Genomic DNA, 20,351 nt, shown 5'->3' with positions numbered 1-20,351 from the left:
TCGTCAGCTTGTCGCGGGCTGCCCGTCCGCCTGTCGGCTCTCCGGCACGGTGTCAGACCGTTCCGGTTCAGTGAGCAGTTGCCGCCGCGCCAACCTGTGGAACAGCCCTTCAGGGTGGTCCATCAACTCGTCGAAACTGCCCCGCTGCACGATCCGCCCGGCTTCGAGGACCACGATGGTGTCCGCCGCACGGACCGTGGACAGCCGGTGGGCGATGACCACCCGGGTCGCGGCCAGGGCCGCGGTGCTCCGGCTGACCACTTCCTGGGTCCGGTTGTCCAGGGCGCTGGTCGCCTCGTCGAGGAAGATGATCCGGGGTAGCGGGGCCAGCGCGCGGGCGATCAGGACCCTCTGACGCTGCCCGACGGAGAGCGTCCCGCCGCCGAACGGCACCATCGTGCTCATCCCCATCGGCAGTGCCTCCAGGTCATCGGCGAGGCCGGCCATCCGCGCCGCCTCCCAGACCTGGTCGAGTGGGAAGCTGCCGGCGCCGCAGATGTTGTCGCGTACCGAGCCGGCGAAGAGCTGACCATCCTGCAGGACCACTCCGCACTGCCTGCGGACCGCGTGGACGTCGAGTTCGGAGAGGTCCTGGCCGTCGTAGAGCACTGCACCCTGCTGCTGGCGTTCAAAACCGAGCAGCAACCGGAGCAGTGTGGATTTTCCGCAGCCACTCGGTCCGACGATGGCGACGAACTCACCCGGGCGGACGTGCAGGTCGATGTCGATGAGCACCGGTGGCTCGTCCGGCTGGTAGGCGAAAGTGAGCCGGTGCAGCGCGATCTCGCCGCGCAACTCGCCCGGGTCCACCCGGTCCGGCCGCGCCTCGGGGTCGGCGCACAGGATCTCCCGCAGGCTGCCCAGCCGGGGCACTGCCGCGATCACTTCGACCCCGGCCGACACCAGCACCAGCAGCGCGCCGAGCAGCATCGCGAAACCGACGTTGAGGATGAAGAAGTCGGCCGGCGCGACCCGGCCGGCCAGCGGCCCCATCAGCACGGCGAACAGGACCAGTTGGCCGGCGACCGGCAGCACGGTGCCGAAGGCGACCAGGCCCGCCTGACTCTGCCGGACCCGTTGCAGCGCCGCTCGGGCCGTCGCGGCGACCTCCGACCAGCGTGCGTGGGCACGGGTTTCGGCGGCCGCCAATTTGATCTTGACGATGCCGCCGAGCAGTTGGTTGGTCATCGCTGCCGCCCGGTGCTCGGCCGGCAGCGCGGCCCGTTGCTGACGGACGATCAGCACGGCGAACGCGCCGAAGGTCAGCATGGTGACGGCGACGATCCCCGCTCCCCACAGCCCGAGCACGGGCTCGACCACCAGGAGCATGCCGAGGGTCACCGCGACGGTCGCGGCCGCCGAGACGAGCTGCGGCAGCAGCGCGCTCAGCGCCTCGCCGACGAACGAGATCCCCAACATCGAGTTGGCGATCTCACCGCTGCTGCGACCGGCGAAGAACCGGGCCGGTAGCCGCATCAGCCGGTCCCAGATCGCCAGCTGCGCGCCGGACTGCAGCCGGCCGTCCAACCGCAGCAGACGCAGGTTCTGCACCACACCCACCAGCCCCGCGACCACCGCGGCGCTGAGCATCAGCGCGAGGAAGCCGCCAAGGCCGTTCACCTCGCCCTGCCGGGCCAACTGGCCGAGCACCTCTCCGGTGGCCAGCGGCACGCCCAGGCCCAGCAGTGCCACGCAGCTGGCGGCGAACAGCAGACCCCGCACGTCGCGGGACGCACCGACCAGCCCGGCCCGCAGCAGGTGGCGCATCCGAGCGGTCGGCGGCAGCGGCGCCTGCACCTCGGTCGCCTCGGCGGCGAACGTAGCGGCCACGGCCGCGTCGATCGGTCCGAACGCCCGGGTGTCCGGGTCGACGTGGTGGTAGCGGCCCCGACGGAACACCAGCGGCACCGCGACGACGCGCTCCGGGTCATCGCCGGCCCGCCACCCCACAAGTGGCCCCAGGTCCCGCCGCCACCACCGGTCCGGCAGCCGCACCTCACGCAGGAACAGGCTGGACGCGCGGGTCACCGCGTGCACCGCCGCCCGGTCGTCCAGTGGTGCGCGGCTGCGGTCGGCCGGCTCGTTGATCGGGCTGCCCATCCCCTCGGTGACCACCCGGACCACCGAGGCCGCCCGTCCGTACCTGTCGAAGCCGGCCTCGCCGTCGGGAACCGGAACCGCACCGCCTGCGCCGATCACCCCGATCGACCTGCGGGCCGCCGCGGCGAGCACCGCCGCGTCGGTCTCCCGGCGCCGCTGCACGGCGCTCAGCAACGCCGCGTCGGCCTCCTCGATCCGGGTCTCCACCATCCGCAGCAGCCGGGCCACGTGCTGGTCCACGGCCGATCGCAGCTGACCGTTGACCAGCAGGTCCCAGCTGCCGTGGCTCTCCACCGCGCACGGCGACTCGGCCACCACCCAGTCCCGCTCGGCGACCAGCAGCAGCTCCCGCTCCCCGGACATCTCCGCGGGGCCACCGCCGTTGCGTCGCAGTTGTCCACCGGCGCTGCGCAGCCACCACGCGCCGCTGGTGGAGGTGAGGGCGCTCCCCTGCGCCAGCGAGATGATCTCGCGCCCACAGAGGGTGGACGCCTCCCGGGGGGCCTGGCCGCGGCGCAGCGCGTCGGCGATGGTGACCAGCACCAGGTCCACCGCCGCGACCAACTCCGTCGCGGCGGTCCGCGCGCGCAGCGACGCCCCGTCGTCCGCCACGCGGCCGAGCCGGACGTGTCGCTCCAGCAGGGACAGGTGACGCCGGGACAGCCCGCGCAGCTCCGTGCCGGGCAGCGGCACCAGGATCAACCGCCACGCGCCGATCGCGGTGGACGTCGGCACCAGGCCACCCGCAGGCAGCCGGGCCACATGGTGACGACGCGAGGGGCTCATCCCGGCCCGGCGCACCGCGAACAGGTCGGCCTCACCTCCGGTCACCAGCCAGCCTGCCGCCGGGCCGTCCAGGCGGCAAACTTGGCGTACGCCGTCCGAGCAGAAGCCGATCAGGCCGCCGGCCGGGGGATCCTCCACCGCGCCACTCATCAGCGTCTCCTCGGATCGTCGTGGTCAGTGGTCCCGGACCAGGCGCGCGTACGCCCCGTCCTGGGCGACGAGCTGCTCGTGGGTGCCGCGCTCCACCTCCCGACCGCCGTCCAGCACGACGATCAGGTCGCAGTCGCGGACCGTGGACAGGCGGTGGGCCACGATCAGGCAGGTCGCCCCCCGCCGGCGCAGGTGCATGTCGATCCGGCGCTCGGTCTCGGCGTCCAGCGCGCTGGTGGCCTCGTCCAGCACGAGCACCCGGGGATTGCGCACGAGCGCTCTTGCGATCTCCAGCCGCTGCCGCTGCCCACCGGAGAAGTTGCGGGCGTTCTCCCGCACCGGACTGCCGAGGCCACCCGGACGGGCCGCGACCTCGTCGTAGAGGCACGCGTCGGTCAGCGCGCTGACGACGTCCTCATCAGCGACCGTGAGGTCCCACATGGTGACGTTGTCCCGGACCGTCCCCTCGAACAGCCGTTGGTCCTGGTCCACCATGGCGACCGTCGCCGCCCAGAGCCCGTCGTCGGCTGCGGCCCGCTCAAATCCGTCCACGGTGACCTGTCCGGTCCAGGGACGGTAGAGCCCGGCGACCAGCCGGCCGACAGTCGACTTGCCACTGCCCGAGCGCCCGACGAGCGCCACCCGGGCACCCGGCGGCAGGTCAAGGCTGAAGTTCTCCAGCAGCGGGCGACCCAACGGGTTGTAGCCGAAGGTGATCTCCTCAATGCGCAGGTGCCCCTCCATCGGCGTCATCGGTCGGGCGGATCGGTCCCGGGCCGACGGCAGTGGGTACCGCTCCACGTCACGCAGCCGGTTGAGGTCGGCGCTCATGTCCTGCAACCGCGAGCCCAGCGCGGTCAGGTTGCCCAGCGGGCGGTTCATCGCGGCGGCCAGGCTCTGCATGCCGACAAGCACACCGACGCTCATCGCCTCCGCCACGACCTGCCGGCTGCCCAACCCCAGCAGCACCGCTGTGGTCCCCGAGGCGAGCAGCGCCGGCAGGACGGAGAGCACGGCGGTGGGCACGCCCAGCCGTTGCTGACGGGTGGCGACGGTGGCATGGCGCGCCGCGAACCGGGCCACCGCGCGTTCCTCCTCGCCGCCGGCCTTCACCGTCTCAATCATCTGGACGGTGGTGTACACGGTTGTCACCAGCTTGCTGCGGTCCGCCTGAAGACCGGCGACAGCTGTGGACCGGGTCGAGGCGACATAGCGGAGCACGCTGACGTTCAGCCCGGCGAGGACCACCGCACACAGTCCGAGCAGCAGGTCGTAATGGCAGAGCAGAGCCCCGTACGCCAGCACCAGGCCGGTGTCCACCACAGTGGTGGCAGTCCGGCGGGTGAGCACCTCGGCGACCACCTCGTTGCCGCGGACCCGCTGGCTGAGGTCGGCGGCCTGCCGCTGGTCGAAGAAGGCCGGCGGCAGCCGCAGCAGATGTCGGAAGAACCGGGCGGCGCTGGCGAGGGCGAGCGCCGTCTCCGCGCGTACGGTCAGGCGTTGCTGAAGCAGGCTGGCCAGGAAGGTCAGCACGGTGGCCACCGCCACCGCCGCCACCAGGCCGGCGAACGTCGCCCGATCCTCCTGCAACAGCACCCGGTCGACGAAGACCTTGGCCATCACCGGAATGGTCAGACCGACCACGGCGATCAGCAGGCCGAGCAGCAGCATCTGCGCTATCGCCGAGCCCGGGCCGCGCCACCGCTCGGCCAGCGCCCGCACCAGCCGGTAGCGGGTGCCGCCCGGCCGGAACTGCGGGCCGGGCTCCATGGTGAGCACGATGCCGGTGAAGGCACCGTCGAACTCCTCCCAGCTCACCGCACGGGGACCGGTGGCCGGATCGTTGATGAAGACCTTGCGGCCGAGCCCTTCCAGCACCACGAAGTGCTCGAACCGCCAGAACAGCACCGCCGGCAACGCCACGGTGGCCAGGCCGGCCAGGTCCATCTGGAAACCCTTCGCCACCATGCCGTAGCGGCGGGCGCCCTTGAGCACGGTGGCCGCGGTGGAGCCGTCCCGGCTCACTCCGCACACCCGGCGCAACTCCTCCAGGGGCACGTGCCGACCGTGGTGCGCGAGCAGGATCCCCAGCGCGGCGGCACCGCACTCCACCGCCTCCATCTGGATCAGGGTGGGCGTACGGACCCGTCGGCGCCGGATCCTGGGCGGCTTCGGCGTGCCGCTGACGGCGGTCGTCGGCGCGCTCATCGCCGCAGCAACCAGTCGATCGGGTGTTCCCGGTCCACAGTGAACCAGGCGGTGACCTCGCTCGCCGAGTTGAGCTGGAACGGCGGCGGAGACTTGGTCCAGCGCAGGCCGCCCGGGGCGGCCGGGTCGGGCTCCAGGGCGACAGTCACCCGCACCACGCTGCCGCGGGCGAGCAGCCGCCGGACGTCCGGCCCGGTGCCCAGGAAGGCGCGCAGCGATGCCTCGGTCTCCGGAAAGGCGCCGACAGTGGTCACCTGGCCGGCCAGGGTGCCGAACACGTTGCGCGGCGCGGCCGCGGCGGCCACCTCGACTGTCACACCGGGTTGCAGCAGCGGGGCGGCGACGGCGGGGGCGTAGACGACTGCCTGCAACGCGTCCCCGGCGGTGTCGAGCCGTTCCAGGTCGGCCAGGTGCGTGCCCGGGGTGACGATCTCGCCTTCCGAGACCAGCCAGGCGACGACGTACGCGTCACCCGGCGCGGTCTCCACCCGCACCTTGCCGTCCGCCGTGCGCAGGCTGTAGAGGGGCGTGCCCTTCGGCACCCGCTGGTGCGGCGCCGCCCACACCTTGGTGACCTGGCCGCTGTCGAGCGCGTCGAGGGCCGAGATCCCGTTCGAGTGGATCAGCACCCCGGCCGCCTCGACGGTCCGGGACACCACCGTGCGCACCGACCACACACCTGCGGCGACGACGACGATGATCAGCGCGGTGGTTGCCAGCCAATTCGGCACCGTGGTCAGCCGGACCGCCCGGTCCAGTTGCTCGGGCGCCTCCAACTGGCGCAGAGCCTGCCGCCGGAACTTCATGGCCGACTCTCCGCCGCGGCCGGGCCGGTGGTGCGGTGTGAGCCGAGCAGGAAGTCGGCCACGCTCGGCTCGACCAGCGGGTCCAGCCCGGACAACTCGGCGAAGGCCTGGGAGTCCCCGGCGCCGAGGGCGCAGGGCGCCAGCCCCATGGCGGTGGCGACGAGATACATCTGCTGGGTCAGCACACCCGCGTCCTTGAGAATCATGGCGTAGCTCATCCCTTCGTACTTCCACATGAGCCGCTGGACCCGGGCGGTGACCACCAGGACCGTCTGCGGCGGCCGAGGCAGGGCGCCGGATGCTCGCGCGTACGCCAGCAGCCGGTCGGCGGCCGGTCCCCAGCCGGCGACCGGCTCCAGCCGGTGCCCGACGGCGTCGTAGTGGTAGAGCCCGGGGTCGAGCCCTGCGCAGCGCGCGACCAGTGGGTAGATCTCCAGCTCGTAGACGCCGCCGCCACCCGGGTAGGGCCGGTGGCCGATCTCCTGCCCGCCGGCCTCGCCGACGGCGCTGGTGTGCTGCGACCGGTGCAGGAACTCCGCCAGTCGCTCCAGCGGCAGCGGCGCCGCGTCGTCGTGTTCGCGCACGCTGCGCCGGTCAGTGACGACCTGACTGAACGCGGGATCCGCCTTGGCGATCGTCGCCAGGTCCGGCAGTGGCAGGTCCACCGCCCGGCCCCCGTCGTACGGGCGGCGCAGCGGAAGCGGTGCGAAGCTCCCCCTCATCCGGTAGGTTCCGCCCACCGGCAGCGCGTGTCGACCGGCCCGGGATCGGTGGTGCAGCCGCAGCTCCTCCGGCGACCAGTAGGCCAGCGGCGCGTCGTCGCACTCCGCCTCGAACTCGGCGTCGGTGACCAGGATCCGGGCGGTGGCCAGCTCGTCGAGCACCCGTCCGGCGACTTCCGGCGGAACGCCCAGCGTGCGGGCCACCAGCTCGGGTCCGACGCCCGGCGCGGCGGCGGCCAGCACCGCGCCGAGGGCGGCGTCGGCGCAGCCGACGGCGAGGGTGCTCAGCGGTGACGCGGCCACCAGCATGCCCCGTTCGTGCTGAAGGGCGGCGAAGCGGGAGAGCCGGTAGCGGACCCCGGGCGTGTGTGGCCGACTCTCCGGCAAACTGCCTCGGCCCAGGCCGGTCGGCACCAGGTCGAGCAGCGGCCGATCGTCGACCTGTACGCGGCGCTCCAGCCAGGAGTGGGCGAGCAGCCGGCGCAGCAGCAACTGCGCGGGCAACACCCGGTTCTCCCCCTCCAGGCCGCTGATCAGCCGGCCGACCTCGACGTCGTTGACCCAGCCGGCGGCAAGCCGCAGCAGCAGCGCCCGCCGGCCCATGCCCGGTTGCTCCAGGGTGACCTGGAAGCGGGTCTGCCGCAGCGTCAGCGAGCCGTCCTCGCCGAGCCGCAACTCCGCGTCACGGCGCAGCCGGTACGACTCCTGAATCGGCGGACCGCCGACGGAGCCGCTCACGACGACCGCCGACCGACCAGGTCCACCACGGTGGTCATCCCCACATCCTTCCCACGGTCCCGGTCACCCGGGAGCGCCGGCTAGAAGAAGACGTTCAGCGGATTGGCCGATGTCTCGTCGACGGCCAGTGGGCCCCGACCGAGGCGGGCCGGCACGTCCCACAGTCGGCCGGGACCGAGCCGGCGCCAGAAGTGCCGCAGGCCCGGCACGACGACTTTCACCACCGCCAGGTCGACATCCGGACGAGACTGATCGACGACGATCACCTCCAGGCCGGCCCGTTCCGCCCGGCGTACGCAACGACGCACGTCATCCCCGAGGTCCCCGGTGGTCAGCGTCGGGTGGTCGGCCGCGGTGCGCGACGGCCGGGTGGGATCCGGGGTCAGCCAGGGCTGGTCGGCCACCCGCACGGTGCCGAACCAACGCGCGGTGTCCGGGTCGTCGACGCCGTACCGGTTGCGGGTGGAGGTGGGACCGGCGACGGCGGGCAGGAACTGGTTCACCTCGGTGAGCGCCCGGGTCAGCGCGACCCGCGCGTCCAGGTGCGCGCCGAAGCCGACCAGGACGTCCTCCGGCCCTCGGTCGACCCGCCGGGACACCGCGGCGAACGTGGGTACGCCGAGGTCGGCGGTCAGGTCGAGGGCCCACAGTTCGCGGCCCAGCGCGGTGCGGTGATGGTCGACGCAGGCGGCTGCCCACGGGTCGCCGAACGAGGCGAGGTCCACCCCGGGCATCCGGGATCGGTGGTACCACCACAGGGCCACGCTGTCCCGCTCCACGAGTTCGCAGAAGCCCTGCAGGATCGCCTCGGACAGGTTGCCGCCGGCCGCGCAGCCGTTCGAGTCGGCCGAGCACACCCCCAGCCCGGTCAGCTCCGGGTGCCCGTACCAGCAGTACGCGGCGGGCAGCTCGCGCGGTGTCTGCCGGGTCAGCGACCAACCCGTGGTCCAGTCCAGTTCCGCCTCGTCGGGCAGCGGGCGGGGAATGCGGTGCAGGTGGCCCAGGTCGTGGTTGAGCCGGTGCCGGTCGGCGTACTGGCGTTCCGAGAAGAGCAGCAGCTCCCGCAGGTGTACCGCGCGGTCCGGACCGAGCTGCCGGTAGGTCGCGCGGTGCACCGGGCGGTCGCCGCGCCACACCCCGCAGTAGCGTTCCACCGCCTCCCCGACCGCGCTCATCCGGGCCAGCAGGTCGGTCCGGCCCTTGCCGCCGCTCTGCCCGCGCAGATTGCGGCGCAGCGCGGCGAGCTGGCGGGGCTGGGCGAAGTTGTGCCCGGCCGAGTAGGTGTGGGTGACGCCGTTGTCGGTCGTCTCCAGCGGGGTCAGCCGGCTCACCACGCCCAGGTACCGGCTGACGTGGTGGACGAGCGCGGCGTACGCCTCGGCGGGTTCCCGGACACGGCAGTCCCCGGCCCGACTGGCCTGTGCGCCACTCGGTGGCAGGTCGATCCGTGGCTCGGCCTTGCGGACGAGGTCCGGGTCACCGCAGGCGGGGCACTGCGGCTGGCGCACCAGTTGGTGGCTCTCCGTGCTCAGGTCCCGGGTGTCCAGGGCGACCATTCGGCCGGTGAGACGGGGCGACGTGCCCCGGACAGCGAGCACGGCGAGCTCTGCGGCGAGCAGCCCGGCCGCCATGGTGGCCAGTCCGGGCAGGACCGCGCGGCCGGGCTGCGGCAGCGGGCCGGCCAGGTCCTGCCCGTCGAGGAAGGCGTTCACCTGTTCGTTCTCCTGCCAGCGTTGGCGCAGGCAGGCCCAGCAGCCGGTACGGCCCGGCACGAGGTGCGGGCCGAGGAAGACGACGTTGCCGTGTGGCCGGGCCAACGTCCACGCGCGACCGGCGGCCAGGTGGCGGTCGTTGATCAGCGCCAGCCGGGAGTCGAGCATCGACGACGGCAGCACCAGCACCTGGGCGGTGTCGGGGCCGGTGCCCGGATCGTCCGGCCCGACCACCGTCACAGTGAGCCCGAGGGCGCGCAGCGCGTCGGCGGTCTCGGCCACCCGGGGCGCCCCGAGGTCCACGATGGTGACCGTTCCCCCGGCCATCCACCGCCGCCCGACGTCGGGCGGCACACCCCGGGCGTCCCAGCCGGCCGCCTCGGCTGCCGAGGTGTGCGCCGGACCGGACACCAGCAGGCCGTGGTCGCGCAGCCGGGCGAGGGCTGCGGCGACGGCGGCGACCGGGTGCCGGGTGGCCAGTCGGGCCACCACGTCGGCCAACGGGGCGGCACCGTCGAGCTGGTCGGCCAGGTCCGCGGCGACCGGGTCGTCGATGAGCAGGCTGCGGGTCTCCCCCAGCACCACGAGCGGACCGTCGGGCAGTCGCACCGGCACGTAGTCCGATCGGAAGCGCGGACGCCACATGGGTTCCTCCCGAGCTTCGTGGCCGGACCGCGGCACCGCCGGCCCCGCCGGCGATCACGGCTGCTGTCATCGTCGCGGTCCGGTGGCGTCCAATCCGAGTGATGCCACCGGTTTCTGCCGTCGCCGACGCCGTGGACGCTCGGCGGCAGGGTCAGTCGGCGGTGACGGTCAGCGCGGTGTCGTTGAGCCCCAGCACTGATGTGCCGACGGTCTGTGCCGGCACGAGCAGCACGAAGGTCTCCACCCGGGTGACCCGGATCGACTTTCCGCTGATCGCCTTGAGGTGACCGGTGGCGATCAGGTCCGGGCTCTGCGGTTCCAATCGGACGGTGGCCGGACCGCCGGGCGCCGGGCGCAGCGTGTCGGTGGCGTGGATCGTCAAGAAGGTGAGCGTGCCGGTCGGCACCGCGACCGCGCAGTCGGACCACTCGGCCCGGTCCATCGTCCGCTGCACCGCCCCGCCGACACCGGCGAGCTGCTGCCCGTAGACCTCCCAACCGCCGGCGAACTGGCCGTCGAGCAGCGGGCTCGACACGATGAGGGACCGGTTGCCCGTCGTGGACCCGATGCTGCGGGCGAACACCTCGGCGGCGAGGGCCCGCTGGCTGGTCCCGTCCAGGGCGGCGCCGCCCGCGGTGGCCGGCCGGCCGTCGATGCTCCGGGCGACCACGAGCGAGGGTTGGGTGACCTGAACGTTGTGGCTGAGCTTCCACTGGCCGTCAGCACCGAGCGCGAACTGGCTGACGTCCGTGGGCGCCAGCTCCGAGCCGGTCAGCCGGAGAGTCGCCGTGGCGAGGAAGCAGGCCGGGGCGGCGGGTGGTACCGCGAAGACCGGGTTTATGTGCTGGAAGGACGGTTGCGGACGCTGGTTGTACGCGGCCCGACGTACTGCGGCGATGCTGAGGTCCAGCGAGGGCGAAACCTCCTGCGCCCGCAGCGCCTCGACGTCACCGGCCACCGAGGCGGCCGAATCGGCCTGGTCGAAGGCGGTGAGCACGAGCGCGGCCCGGTCCCGACCGAAAGTGGCCGAACCGTGGGGCGCCGGGGTGGCCGCGTCCACCGGCTCACCACCACAGCCGGTCAGCACGAGCAGCACCACCGTGGCGGCGAACGGCATCGCCGGCACCGGCGCGGCGAGGGTACGCGGGCTCCTGACGGATCTTCTGCCCAGCATCTCGTCCTCCATCCACCACCGGTCCACGGGAATCGCGCCCGACGCAGTCGAGTATGTGAGCGGCTGTCCGGCTACGACGGTGGCGGCGCGGCCTCGTGCTGAACGGCCTGTCGACGTTGCACCGAACGACGTCATCCGGCCTGGATCGCAGTCATCGATCGGTGTCATCGAGACGAGCGACCCAGGCGGCCAGGCCCGACCGGGAAGCAACGCCCGTCTTGCGGTAGAGGCGGGTCAGGTGCGCCTCAACCGTGCGGGGGCTGATGTTCAGCTGCCGCCCGATCAGTCGGCTGGTGGCCCCGGTCGCCGCCAGCCGCGCGATGTGCCACTCCCGGTCGGTCAGGGCGGCGACCTCGCGCGGGCCGACCGGACGGGCCAGTCGCAGGCCGACCCGTTCCGTTCCGCACCACCCGGCCAGTTCCAGCGCCCGGCGGCGGGCCCGCGCCGCCAGGCCGGACTGGTCAGCGGCTTCGGCTGCCCGGGCCAGGGAGGCCAGGGCAAGGCTGCGCCGTAGCACCATCTCGCCGGCGCGGAACAGGTCGGATGCGGTCTCCAGGTGCAGCAGCGCCGCCCGGACCTCGCCCCGGGCGAGCAGCACCTCGCCGTACGCCGACTCGGCGAAGCCCCGCTGCCCGGGCAGACCGACCTGATCCGCCTCGGCCAATGCCAGCCGCGCCTGCCGCTCGGCGTCGGCCACGTCGCCCGCGGCGAGCGCGGCGGCGCAGAGCAGCTCGTACCACCTGGGCCGGAGGGACGTCTGGAGACGGCTCAGCTGGCTGTCGCCGCCGGCTGAGCGCACCAGTTCGGCACAGGTCGCCGGATCACCCGACAGCAGCGCCGCGGTCGCCAGCGCCGTCGCGGCGGTACGACCGCACCAGGTGGCGAGGTCGGTGGCGATTCCGGCGGCGCTGCGGGCCAGCGCCACCGCCCGGTCGTCGTCCCGAAGGCCACCACGCCAGGCCGTCGCCTCGGCCTCGAACGCCAGGGCGAAGCTCAGCAGGTCGCGACTGCCGATACGCCGGGCAACGATGCCCGCCTCGGTAGCCAATTCGATGGCGGCGTTCAGCTGCCCGCCGTGGTAGGCCACTTGACTACGACCGAGCAGCAGCTGGCACAGTCCGTCGTCGCGGTGTGAGGCGCGGACGAGCGTCAGCCCTCGGTCGAGGTGCCGCACAGCGTCGGCCTGCCGTTCGAGGTACAACTCGCTCAGGCCGAGTGCGGTGAAGCAGTCGGGGTGGTCCCGCACGTCCCGGTCCGGCAGCGAGTCGACGATCCGGGCGCCGGCATCGAGCAGGCCCTGGGCGTCGTCGAGGGCGCCGTCGAGGGCGGCGGCCAGACTACGCACCGCCAGCAGGCTGGCCCGGTCCGCGCCGGAGCCGCCGAGATCTCCGCTGAGCACGTCGGGCAACCCGGTCACGGCACGGCCGGCCAGGATGCCGGCGACGCCGATCTCGGTGGCGAGGCGGTAGCCGTCGCCAGGTCCGGCATCGGCTGGCAGGGCGGACAACTCCCGCCGGCTGATGGCCACCGCCTCCGCGTAGTTGCCGAGCAGACGTTCCACGCGCGCCCAGAGAGCTACCGCCTGCGCCCGCCGTCCCTCCGGGTCGGCGGGGAACAGCGGCACGATCTCCTGGAGCAGGGCCCTGCTCTCGGCCAGATTCCCCGCCTCCCCGGTGATCTCGGCCAGCGCGAGCGACACGTCCTGGCGACGTTGCGTCAGACCGGCCGCCGGCCGCAGCGCACGCAGCGCCAGCCGTAGCCAGCGGATGGCCAGGTCCGGCGTCTCGCGCCGGACCTCCTGCGCGGCCCGGCAGAGCACGTTGACGCAGCGGTCGGCCCAGCCGCCGTTTGGCAGGGCGAGCAGGCGCTCCGCGTAGCGGGCCCGGTCCGCGGGTGGCGCGCCCAGATCGACAAGCGCGGTGAGCGCCCGCGCACACGCCTCCACCTGCCACTGCGTGTCGGTGTCCTGGGCGACAGCCATCCGCAGCACCGGGTGCCGGGAGGCGAACCGTCCAGTGCCGGGGACGCGGCGGATCAGGTCAAGCCGGGCCAGCCGCCAGCAGGCCTCGACCGCCAGTGACGTCGGGACCTGAGCAACCTCGGCGAGCAGGTCCGCGGTGAAGGGCGCATCGACGATCGCGCCGGCCCGCAGACAGGCCAGCTCGACGGGGGGTAGGTCCGTCCACTCGCGGCGCAGCACGGCCACCGCCGCGTCGGACAGCCGGCCACCCTGTGCTTCACGGATCGGGTCTGCGCTGTTCGAGGTGGGGTCGCTCGGCAGCACCGCCAGGTAACCGGGGTTGCCGCCGGTCAGGTCGTACCGGGCGCGCAGCTCCACTTGGTCGATGTGGGGGTGCAGGAGCGCGACCTCGGCGAGGCTGAGAGGGCGAAGTTCGATCCGGTCGTGTGACGTCGGTTCCGCATCGGCGTGCTTGTCGAGATCCGGTAGCCCGAACGGCATCGGGGTCGCCATCTGCCGCGGGCGGTAGACGAGCACGAGCAGCAGCGGGGCGGGCACCGGATACCGCAGTAGGTGGGCGATCAGACCGGTGGAGGAGGCATCCGCCCAGTGCAGGTCGTCGAGGACCAGCACCAGACCGTCCCGTGCCGCCAGGCCGATCAGCCGGCGGGCCAGCTGGTAGGTCCGGAACCGGCGGGCGTCCGACGCCCGCGCCGGGGCTGCTGGCACCGCGGCGACGGACTCCGCCCAACTCTCCCCGGTGGCCCGTCCGGCACGCACCCCGCGTCGGAGTGACTGCCCCTCCGTGAAGGCATGGCGAAACACATGGAAGGGGACTCCCCGCTCATCCGGCGAACAGGTCCCGACGGCCCAGGGGACGGTGGAGTCGCACCGCTCCAGGGCCTCACGGACGAACCTGGACTTGCCGATGCCCGGCTCGCCGACCACCTCGCAAACCATTTGCCAGCCACGGCTCAGCACGGTGGCCTGGGCTCTCCCGATACGTGCCAACTGTGGTCGTCGCCCGACGAAGCGCGGGCTCGATGATGCGCTTTCCAGCCCAGGTGTCATCACGCAGACCAGACGCCTTCCGGCACACTCAATGGGAATTGGTCGCACTATACCGGAGCACCGCCAAATGTCGAAACAAATCACTGCGGCCAACGCCCTATTTGGCAGGCGCCGTCGAGATGCAGTTCTTTCCGACATCGCACCACAAGCCGCAGAAAAGGATCGGTAGCCAGAAGCGCGCCTAATCTGATATCGCCACGATCATGGCCGTCCATATTGAATCGCCCGAAGCGGTCATACTCCTACCTTGGGCCCTCAACCGTGGCGCTCATCCCACACGGTGAGCCGACGGCAAAGGATTCCCACAGCGCAAATGACTGGAATCCCACCGCCAGAACTGGCCACTTACCGTCAATTTTCAACATGCGAACAGCAACATGCAGACGCGGTAGCCCGCGATCACCAGCTCCGTCCACTGACCCTTGCGGCCGACCATCGGGGCGCCTTCCTCGGTCGTCGGCCGGGACCACCCGTTGCCCGGCCGGCAACTACTGGCGTCACCCTGGTCGCCGGCCTGGCCGAGGCAGCTGGCCAACTGGACACCACGAGCCCCGGCCGCCGGTACTGCCGGGACCAACTGCTCGTCCAGGCACGGGCAGAGGCCTCCACGGCGGTACGGCAGGCCGCAGTACGGGCATTGGTCGCCCACTTCAGCGCCGACCCCGACCTCATCGACATGCTCAGCGACCTCGCCGATTCACCCGACCCAGCGGTACGCGCGATCGCCGTCCACGCCCTCGGCGGCCGGGTCGAATCGTCCGAGGACATCCGCCAGTTGCTACTGGCGCGGGCCACCGAGGACCCGCCGGATTGCACTGCTCGCGATGGCGCGCCACAACGGTGCGGACCCCCGGACCCGCACCGTGCTCATCCGCCTCGCTCATCAGGAAGACGATGACACCGTACGTTGGTTGGCCGGGCAACTGCTGGCCACGCTGCCCGGTACCAGCCCCGACGATTTCCCGTGACCGGCGCCGGTCGCACTGCAGGCGAGGGCGCTGCCGGTGGCACCCGGCCTTCAGCGTCACCTCGGGCTGACAGCGGACGCGGTGACGAGGTGGACCCCGGCATAGTGTTGATCCGACACGTGGGCGCGGGCCGCCGCGACGCCTCCGCTTCCGGGTTGCCCAGTAGCTCGTAGGCTTTGGGCCACGCGCGCGACCCGGTGAGGTGCCCAGGATCCCGACCCCCTGTTCACCCTCCTGCCCAACCCCACACCCCTTGTGCCCGGAGGAACGCAGACCATGGACCACGCGTCTCAGCTCATCCAGGAGCGAAGTGCCCCGCCCGCCACGCTGGTGATCTTCGGTGCCTCCGGTGACCTGACCCGGCGTAAGCTGCTGCCCGCCATCGAGAGCCTGGCTCGGCACGAGCGACTGCCGGACCAGTTCGCGCTGGTCGGCGTCGCGCGAACGTCGATGACCGACGAGCAGTTCGCCGAGAGCGCCCTCGGCGAACGCACCCTCGCCAGCAAGCGCCAACTTCTGGGCGGCGTGCGATACGTCGCCGGCGGCTACGACGACCCGGAGACCTACAAGCGGCTGGTGGAGACCCTCGACGAACTGGACGCCCAGCGGGGCACGTCCGGGAACCGGCTCTTCTATCTGTCCACTCCCGCCGGGGCCTTCGAGCCGGTGATCAACGGACTGGCCGGTGTCGGGCTCAACCAACCACGCGAAGGCTCCTTCGCCCGCCTGGTCATCGAGAAGCCGTACGGGCGCGACCTGGTCACGGCTCGCGAGCTCGACGGCGTCGTGCACAGCGCGTTCGACGAGCACCAGGTCTTTCGTATCGATCACTACCTGGGCAAGGACACCGTCCAGAACGTGCTGGCGCTACGTTTCGCGAACTCGATCTTCCAGCCCATCTGGGATCGCTCCTGGGTCGACCACGTGCAGATCACCGTCGCCGAGACCCTCGGCGTCGGCAGCCGCGGCGGCTTCTACGAGGACGCCGGCGCGATGCGGGACATCGTGCAGAACCACGTGCTCCAGGTCCTCGCGCTGGCACTGATGGAGCCACCGGCCTCATTCGAGGCTGAGGGCCTGCGCAACGAGAAGGTGAAACTGCTGCAGGCAATCCGGCTCCCCACCGACCGGGACATCGCCGAGGCCGCGGTCCGGGGACAGTACACCAGGGGCGGCACCCGCGAGGAACTGATGGCCGGCTACCGCGAGGAGGCCGGCGTCGACCCCCTGTCGCGGACCGAGACCTACGCCGCTATGCGGCTCAACGTGGACAACTGGCGCTGGGCCGGGGTGCCGTTCTACGTACGCACCGGCAAGCGCCTGCCGGCCCGGCTCACCGAAGTGGCACTGCAGTTCCAGCGGCCGCCGCACCTGCCGATCCCGACCGACCAGCTCACCGGCCTCGATGCCGACGCGCTGATTCTGCGGATCCAGCCGAACGAGGGCATCTCGCTGCGCTTCGGTGCCAAAGTGCCGGGTCACTCCTTCCGGGTCCGCACCGCCACAATGGAGTTCTCCTACGACCAGACGTTCGCGGAGGAGTCCCCGGAGGCATACGAGCGCCTGCTCCTGGACGCGCTGATCGGTGACGCGTCGTTGTTCATCCGCAGCGACGAGGTGCAGCAATGCTGGCGGATCGTCGACCCGATCATCGACCACTGGAAGAAGGACAACTCGCCGATCCCCACCTACGAGGCCGCCTCCTGGGGCCCGACCGACGCCGACCGCCTCATCGGCCGGCACGGCCGCAAATGGCGCAACTCCGCATGACCCCGCCACAATGAGTGGGACCGCGCTGCTGAACCCGATCGCTTGATCTCAGCATCGGCGGGCACCGCGGTCCCCTCAGTGGGGCGGGTCAGGGCAGATTGCGGCGCAGGATGTAGTTGAAGCCGAACTCTGTATCCGTGGAGCGGACGTCGACGTAGCCGAGCCGATGGTAGAAGCCATGCCCTGTGATGCTCGCTCCGGTTTCCATGTGGTCGTAGCCCTCGATCACCGCAAGCGCCTCGATGTGACGCATGAGGAGCCGTCCTATGCCGCGACCGGCGGCCCGTGGGTGCACGAACATGGTGTAGACCTTGTTGCCGTCGCGGGAGACCGTGCCGACGACCCCGTTTGCCTCTGCGACGAACATCTGTCGTTGGGTGGCGAGTTCCTTGATGCGTTGCTCGGTGAAGTGGTCGCACATCCGCTCGATGACCTCGCTCGGATAGTCACGACTGTTGACCTCGCGCAGGCAGCGTTCGATGAGGCCCGCCACGGCGGGGGCATCGGCGATGTCGAACCGTCTTATCTTCGCCATCGCTTTATCTTGCCTGACCGCGGTTGCGCTGACCCACCCGCACGTCACTACGCGCGTGGGCGGGCCCGCCGACGATTCGTCGATTCCTGCGGTGGGACCAAATATGACGCAAGTCATACAATCGCCGCGCATGGGGCTTACCGAGTTCCTGCCGTCCCTCGTCTGGGTTGCGTCTTTGACGGGGCTGACATTGCCAAGTAGGCCGCACAGCGCCTCTCGGTAACTGTCGAAGCGCGTGGACTTCATGGAGCTGCACCGGCCTCTGGGGACGATCGATGCTGGTAAGAAGCGGCTCGTTCAGCTGTCCGGCTTTCAATACCGTGACCGCATGCCCGAGTTGATTCTGCCGACTGTCCGCCTGCACGCCGCGTTCTTGGAATGTCGCCACGACTGGGGCCCTGGCCTCCACGAGGACGGCTTCGGCCTGGGGGCCAACGACGACGTGGACTCGCCCGAAGGCTTCGCCGCTTGGGTGCACAAGCGGGTCCGACTGGCCCATCCGGTCGGCGACCCGTGCCCGGACGAGCAGCACGGCTCACCCCGGTGGATCGTCGAGAACGGCCACGTACTCGGGGGAATCATCCTTCGGCACAAGCTCGACGACGAGATCGGCCAGATCGGCTACGGCGTCCGGCCGTCCGCGCGCCGCCGAGGCCTGGCGAGTTGGGCACTCGGCGAGATGCTCACGGAGGCTCGCGTCGTCCTGGGCCTGGATCGCGTCCTCATCCCTTGCCGGGCCGACAACATCGCGTCGGCCCGGACGATCGAACGCAACGGCGGCGTCCTCGAGGGCATCCGCGACACCGAGCACGGTCCAGTGCGGCGCTACTGGATCGCCTTGGAGCGGTGATAGGTCCCGGTTCGGCTTGCCTCCAAGACCTCGGCGCGGCGGGTGAGGTCGGCCGCGATGTCATCCCAATCGGGCCCGTGCAGCCAGAGGTTCTGCGCAGCTTCTCTCAACAGCGCCGGCTCATCGGGACACTGCAGAAGGACCAGACGATAGGCCAGGTTCCGCACCCAGACCGGCAAGAGGCCGTCAACCACGTGTGGGCACAACTCGCGCAGCATGGCGAGAATCGACTCGGCATCAGCGAAGGTGAGTTCCTCAATGAAATGACGCTCGTCGTGATCAGCGCTGCATCGTGGCGGAGTGGGCCGATACTCGTCGCCGTAGAGGCACCGAGCGCGCTCCGTCAAGGTGCTGTGCATGCCACAAACCCTACGACGCCATCATTTCTGACGCTGAGCTGATTGAGGACGCAATGCATCGGTGCCGGCATCTTCGGAGCCCGCCTTGACCTGCGCAACTGCGGCTCAACCTGAGATGTCCACGACGACCTTGCCATCGGCGGTGCCGTCGACGACCAGCCGGTGGGCGTCCATGACCGTGTCGAGCGTGAACGCGCGCGGATCCAGTCGCGGGCGCAACGCACCGGCATCGGCCAGCGTCGCGATCTCGCGCAGGATGTCGCCATGGTGTTCGCGGCCCCGTCCGGTGAGCATCGGCAGCAGAGTGAACACGCCGGAGTAGGTCGCGCCACGGAACGACAGCGGGGCGAGCGAGTGTGAGCCCCAGCCCAGCGCGCTCACGACGTGCCCGTGATAGGTGCGTACCGCTGCGAACGACGCGTCGAGTGTCGCGCCACCGACGTTGTCGACGACGATGTCGAACCCCTCGCCGCCGGTGTGCCTCTCGACGTACTCCTCGACCTTGCTCACGGTGTAGTCGATCGGCACGGCGCCCAGGCTCTCGATCACCCGCATGCTCGCCGGCCTGCCCGTGGCGTACGCCTCGGCGCCGCGCGCCTGGGCGAGTTGCACGCCCACGTACCCGACACCTCCGGCGCCGCCGTGCACCAGCACCTTCTGCCCGGCGCGGACTCCGGCCCGGTCGACCAGCCCCTCCCAGGAGGTGATCGCCGCCAGCGGCAGGGCGGCGGCCTCCCGCATCGAGAGGCTCGTCGGCTTGCGGGCCAGCAGTCGGGCGTCCACCGCGGCGTACTCGGCCAGCGAGCCCTGCAGGTCGCCGACGCCCCCGCACAGCCCGTACACCTCGTCTCCCGGGTCGAACCCGGTCACCTCCGTGCCGATCGCCGCGACGACGCCGGCAAGGTCCAGGCCGAGCACCGCAGGCAGCTCGACACGCGCGTGCGCGGCCTTTCCAGCCTGGATCTTCGTGTCGAGCGGGTTGACCCCGCTGGCGACGATCCGCACCAACACCTGGCCGGGCCCGGGGGTGGGTTGATCGATCTCCTCGACCGTCAGCGGAACGTCGAACGCCCGCAGCACCGCAGCGCGCATAACCATCCACACTCTCCGTGATCGAGGCTTCACCTGGACGCTATCCGACCAGATCGACGGCGGGGCGGGTTCCTCGACGGTGGGGCATCCAGCTCGCCGCCCCACCGGCCAGCGCCGCGCCGGACGGACCACGGGTCAGTCGTCTTCGGCACCGTCGAGCAGCGCGCGCCGCAACGCCAGCCGGTGCTTCCGGCGGATCTCCGCCTCCCGGTACCGTCGCCGGTCCCCGTCGGTCTCCGGTAGCAGCGGCGGCACCGTGCGAGGCTGGCCGTCGTCGTCGATGGCGACCATGACCAGGTGGGCGGTTGCCACGTCGGTGGGCGGGACCGCCCGGTCCCACCGGTCGGCGGTCACCTTGACCGCCACCTCCATCGAGCTGCGGCCGGCCCAGGTGATCCGGGCGTCGACGTGCACGACGTCACCGACCCGCACCGCGCGGAGAAACGCCGTCTCGTCGATGGCGGCGGTCACCGCCGGCCCGTCGGAGTGCCGGGCGGCGACCACACCGGCGACGGAGTCGATGAGGTTGAGGATCCGGCCGCCGTGCACCGTACCCATCAGGTTGGTGTGGTGCTGGTCCATGATCTGCGAAAGGGTCAGGTGCGACGCCGACGGCGCTCGGCCGGCGATCGTGGTGGTGTCGTGCACAGCGGTAGTCCGTCCCTCGGAACCCACACCGCCGGGTCGCGGACACACGCTGACGAG

14 protein-coding genes are annotated in these 20,351 nt (G+C 71.5%); 3 read left to right on the top strand and 11 right to left on the bottom strand.

Features of this window, described 5'->3' with window-relative positions; all coding sequences use genetic code 11:
- Positions 1-3: 3 nt before the first annotated feature.
- The 7 genes from ACLQ3B_RS11765 to ACLQ3B_RS11735 all read right to left on the bottom strand — a co-directional run bounded on the left by ACLQ3B_RS11765 (position 4) and on the right by ACLQ3B_RS11735 (position 14,072).
- A complete protein-coding gene (locus tag ACLQ3B_RS11765; protein ID WP_425780024.1) occupies positions 4-3,036 on the bottom strand; it encodes an ATP-binding cassette domain-containing protein in 3,033 nt (1,010 codons plus the stop codon).
- 24 nt (positions 3,037-3,060) lie between these two features.
- Positions 3,061-5,244 (bottom strand): NHLP family bacteriocin export ABC transporter peptidase/permease/ATPase subunit, encoded by a 2,184-nt coding sequence (locus ACLQ3B_RS11760; protein ID WP_425780022.1) that lies wholly within the window; start codon positions 5,242-5,244, stop codon positions 3,061-3,063.
- The gene (locus tag ACLQ3B_RS11755; RefSeq protein ID WP_425780020.1) at positions 5,241-6,050 is read right to left on the bottom strand and encodes a hypothetical protein; all 810 of its coding nucleotides are present in this window, start codon (positions 6,048-6,050) and stop codon (positions 5,241-5,243) included. Before ACLQ3B_RS11755 ends, ACLQ3B_RS11760 begins: the two co-directional genes overlap by 4 nt.
- Positions 6,047-7,510, bottom strand: coding sequence for a SagB/ThcOx family dehydrogenase (locus ACLQ3B_RS11750; RefSeq protein ID WP_425780018.1), 1,464 nt, complete (start codon positions 7,508-7,510; stop codon positions 6,047-6,049). Before ACLQ3B_RS11750 ends, ACLQ3B_RS11755 begins: the two co-directional genes overlap by 4 nt.
- An 80-nt stretch (positions 7,511-7,590) precedes the next feature.
- Positions 7,591-9,867: a TOMM precursor leader peptide-binding protein gene (locus tag ACLQ3B_RS11745; protein WP_425780016.1), complete on the bottom strand. Its 2,277-nt coding sequence runs from the start codon at positions 9,865-9,867 to the stop codon at positions 7,591-7,593.
- Between the two features lie 151 nt (positions 9,868-10,018).
- On the bottom strand, positions 10,019-11,041 hold the full coding sequence (locus ACLQ3B_RS11740; protein ID WP_425780014.1) for a hypothetical protein: 1,023 nt from the start codon (positions 11,039-11,041) through the stop codon (positions 10,019-10,021).
- Positions 11,042-11,192: 151 nt separating this feature from the next.
- Positions 11,193-14,072 carry an AAA family ATPase gene (locus ACLQ3B_RS11735; RefSeq protein ID WP_425780012.1) on the bottom strand — a complete coding sequence of 960 codons (2,880 nt, stop codon included), beginning with the start codon at positions 14,070-14,072 and terminating at the stop codon, positions 11,193-11,195.
- Between the two features lie 313 nt (positions 14,073-14,385).
- Between ACLQ3B_RS11735 and ACLQ3B_RS11730 the strand changes: the two genes are divergently transcribed.
- Together ACLQ3B_RS11730 and zwf are read left to right on the top strand one after the other, a co-directional pair.
- Entirely contained in the window at positions 14,386-14,970 is a 585-nt protein-coding gene (locus ACLQ3B_RS11730) for a HEAT repeat domain-containing protein (RefSeq protein ID WP_425780877.1), read from the top strand.
- A 346-nt stretch (positions 14,971-15,316) separates the two neighbouring features.
- On the top strand, positions 15,317-16,810 hold the full coding sequence (gene zwf, locus ACLQ3B_RS11725; protein ID WP_425780010.1) for a glucose-6-phosphate dehydrogenase: 1,494 nt from the start codon (positions 15,317-15,319) through the stop codon (positions 16,808-16,810).
- A gap of 88 nt (positions 16,811-16,898) precedes the next feature.
- Here the strand turns inward: zwf and ACLQ3B_RS11720 are convergent, their stop codons facing one another.
- The gene (locus ACLQ3B_RS11720) at positions 16,899-17,591 is read right to left on the bottom strand and encodes a GNAT family N-acetyltransferase (protein ID WP_425780009.1); all 693 of its coding nucleotides are present in this window, start codon (positions 17,589-17,591) and stop codon (positions 16,899-16,901) included.
- Here ACLQ3B_RS11720 and ACLQ3B_RS11715 point away from each other — a divergent pair.
- Positions 17,590-18,195, top strand: coding sequence for a GNAT family N-acetyltransferase (locus ACLQ3B_RS11715; protein ID WP_425780007.1), 606 nt, complete (start codon positions 17,590-17,592; stop codon positions 18,193-18,195). The two genes, ACLQ3B_RS11720 and ACLQ3B_RS11715, sit on opposite strands and share 2 nt — an antisense overlap.
- Here ACLQ3B_RS11715 and ACLQ3B_RS11710 read toward each other — a convergent pair.
- The 3 genes from ACLQ3B_RS11710 to ACLQ3B_RS11700 form a co-directional block, all read right to left on the bottom strand.
- The gene (locus ACLQ3B_RS11710) at positions 18,171-18,554 is read right to left on the bottom strand and encodes a hypothetical protein (protein WP_425780005.1); all 384 of its coding nucleotides are present in this window, start codon (positions 18,552-18,554) and stop codon (positions 18,171-18,173) included. The genes ACLQ3B_RS11715 and ACLQ3B_RS11710 overlap by 25 nt on opposite strands.
- A 105-nt stretch (positions 18,555-18,659) precedes the next feature.
- Entirely contained in the window at positions 18,660-19,652 is a 993-nt protein-coding gene (locus ACLQ3B_RS11705) for a zinc-dependent alcohol dehydrogenase family protein (protein ID WP_425780003.1), read from the bottom strand.
- A gap of 129 nt (positions 19,653-19,781) precedes the next feature.
- Positions 19,782-20,228 (bottom strand): acyl-CoA thioesterase, encoded by a 447-nt coding sequence (locus ACLQ3B_RS11700; RefSeq protein WP_238684380.1) that lies wholly within the window; start codon positions 20,226-20,228, stop codon positions 19,782-19,784.
- Between the last annotated feature and the right edge of the window lie 123 nt (positions 20,229-20,351).

Origin of the sequence: Micromonospora sp. DT53, assembly GCF_049841535.1 — a bacterium.
Lineage (GTDB): Bacteria > Actinomycetota > Actinomycetes > Mycobacteriales > Micromonosporaceae > Micromonospora.
This window is presented reverse-complemented; position numbering and strand designations above follow the sequence as displayed.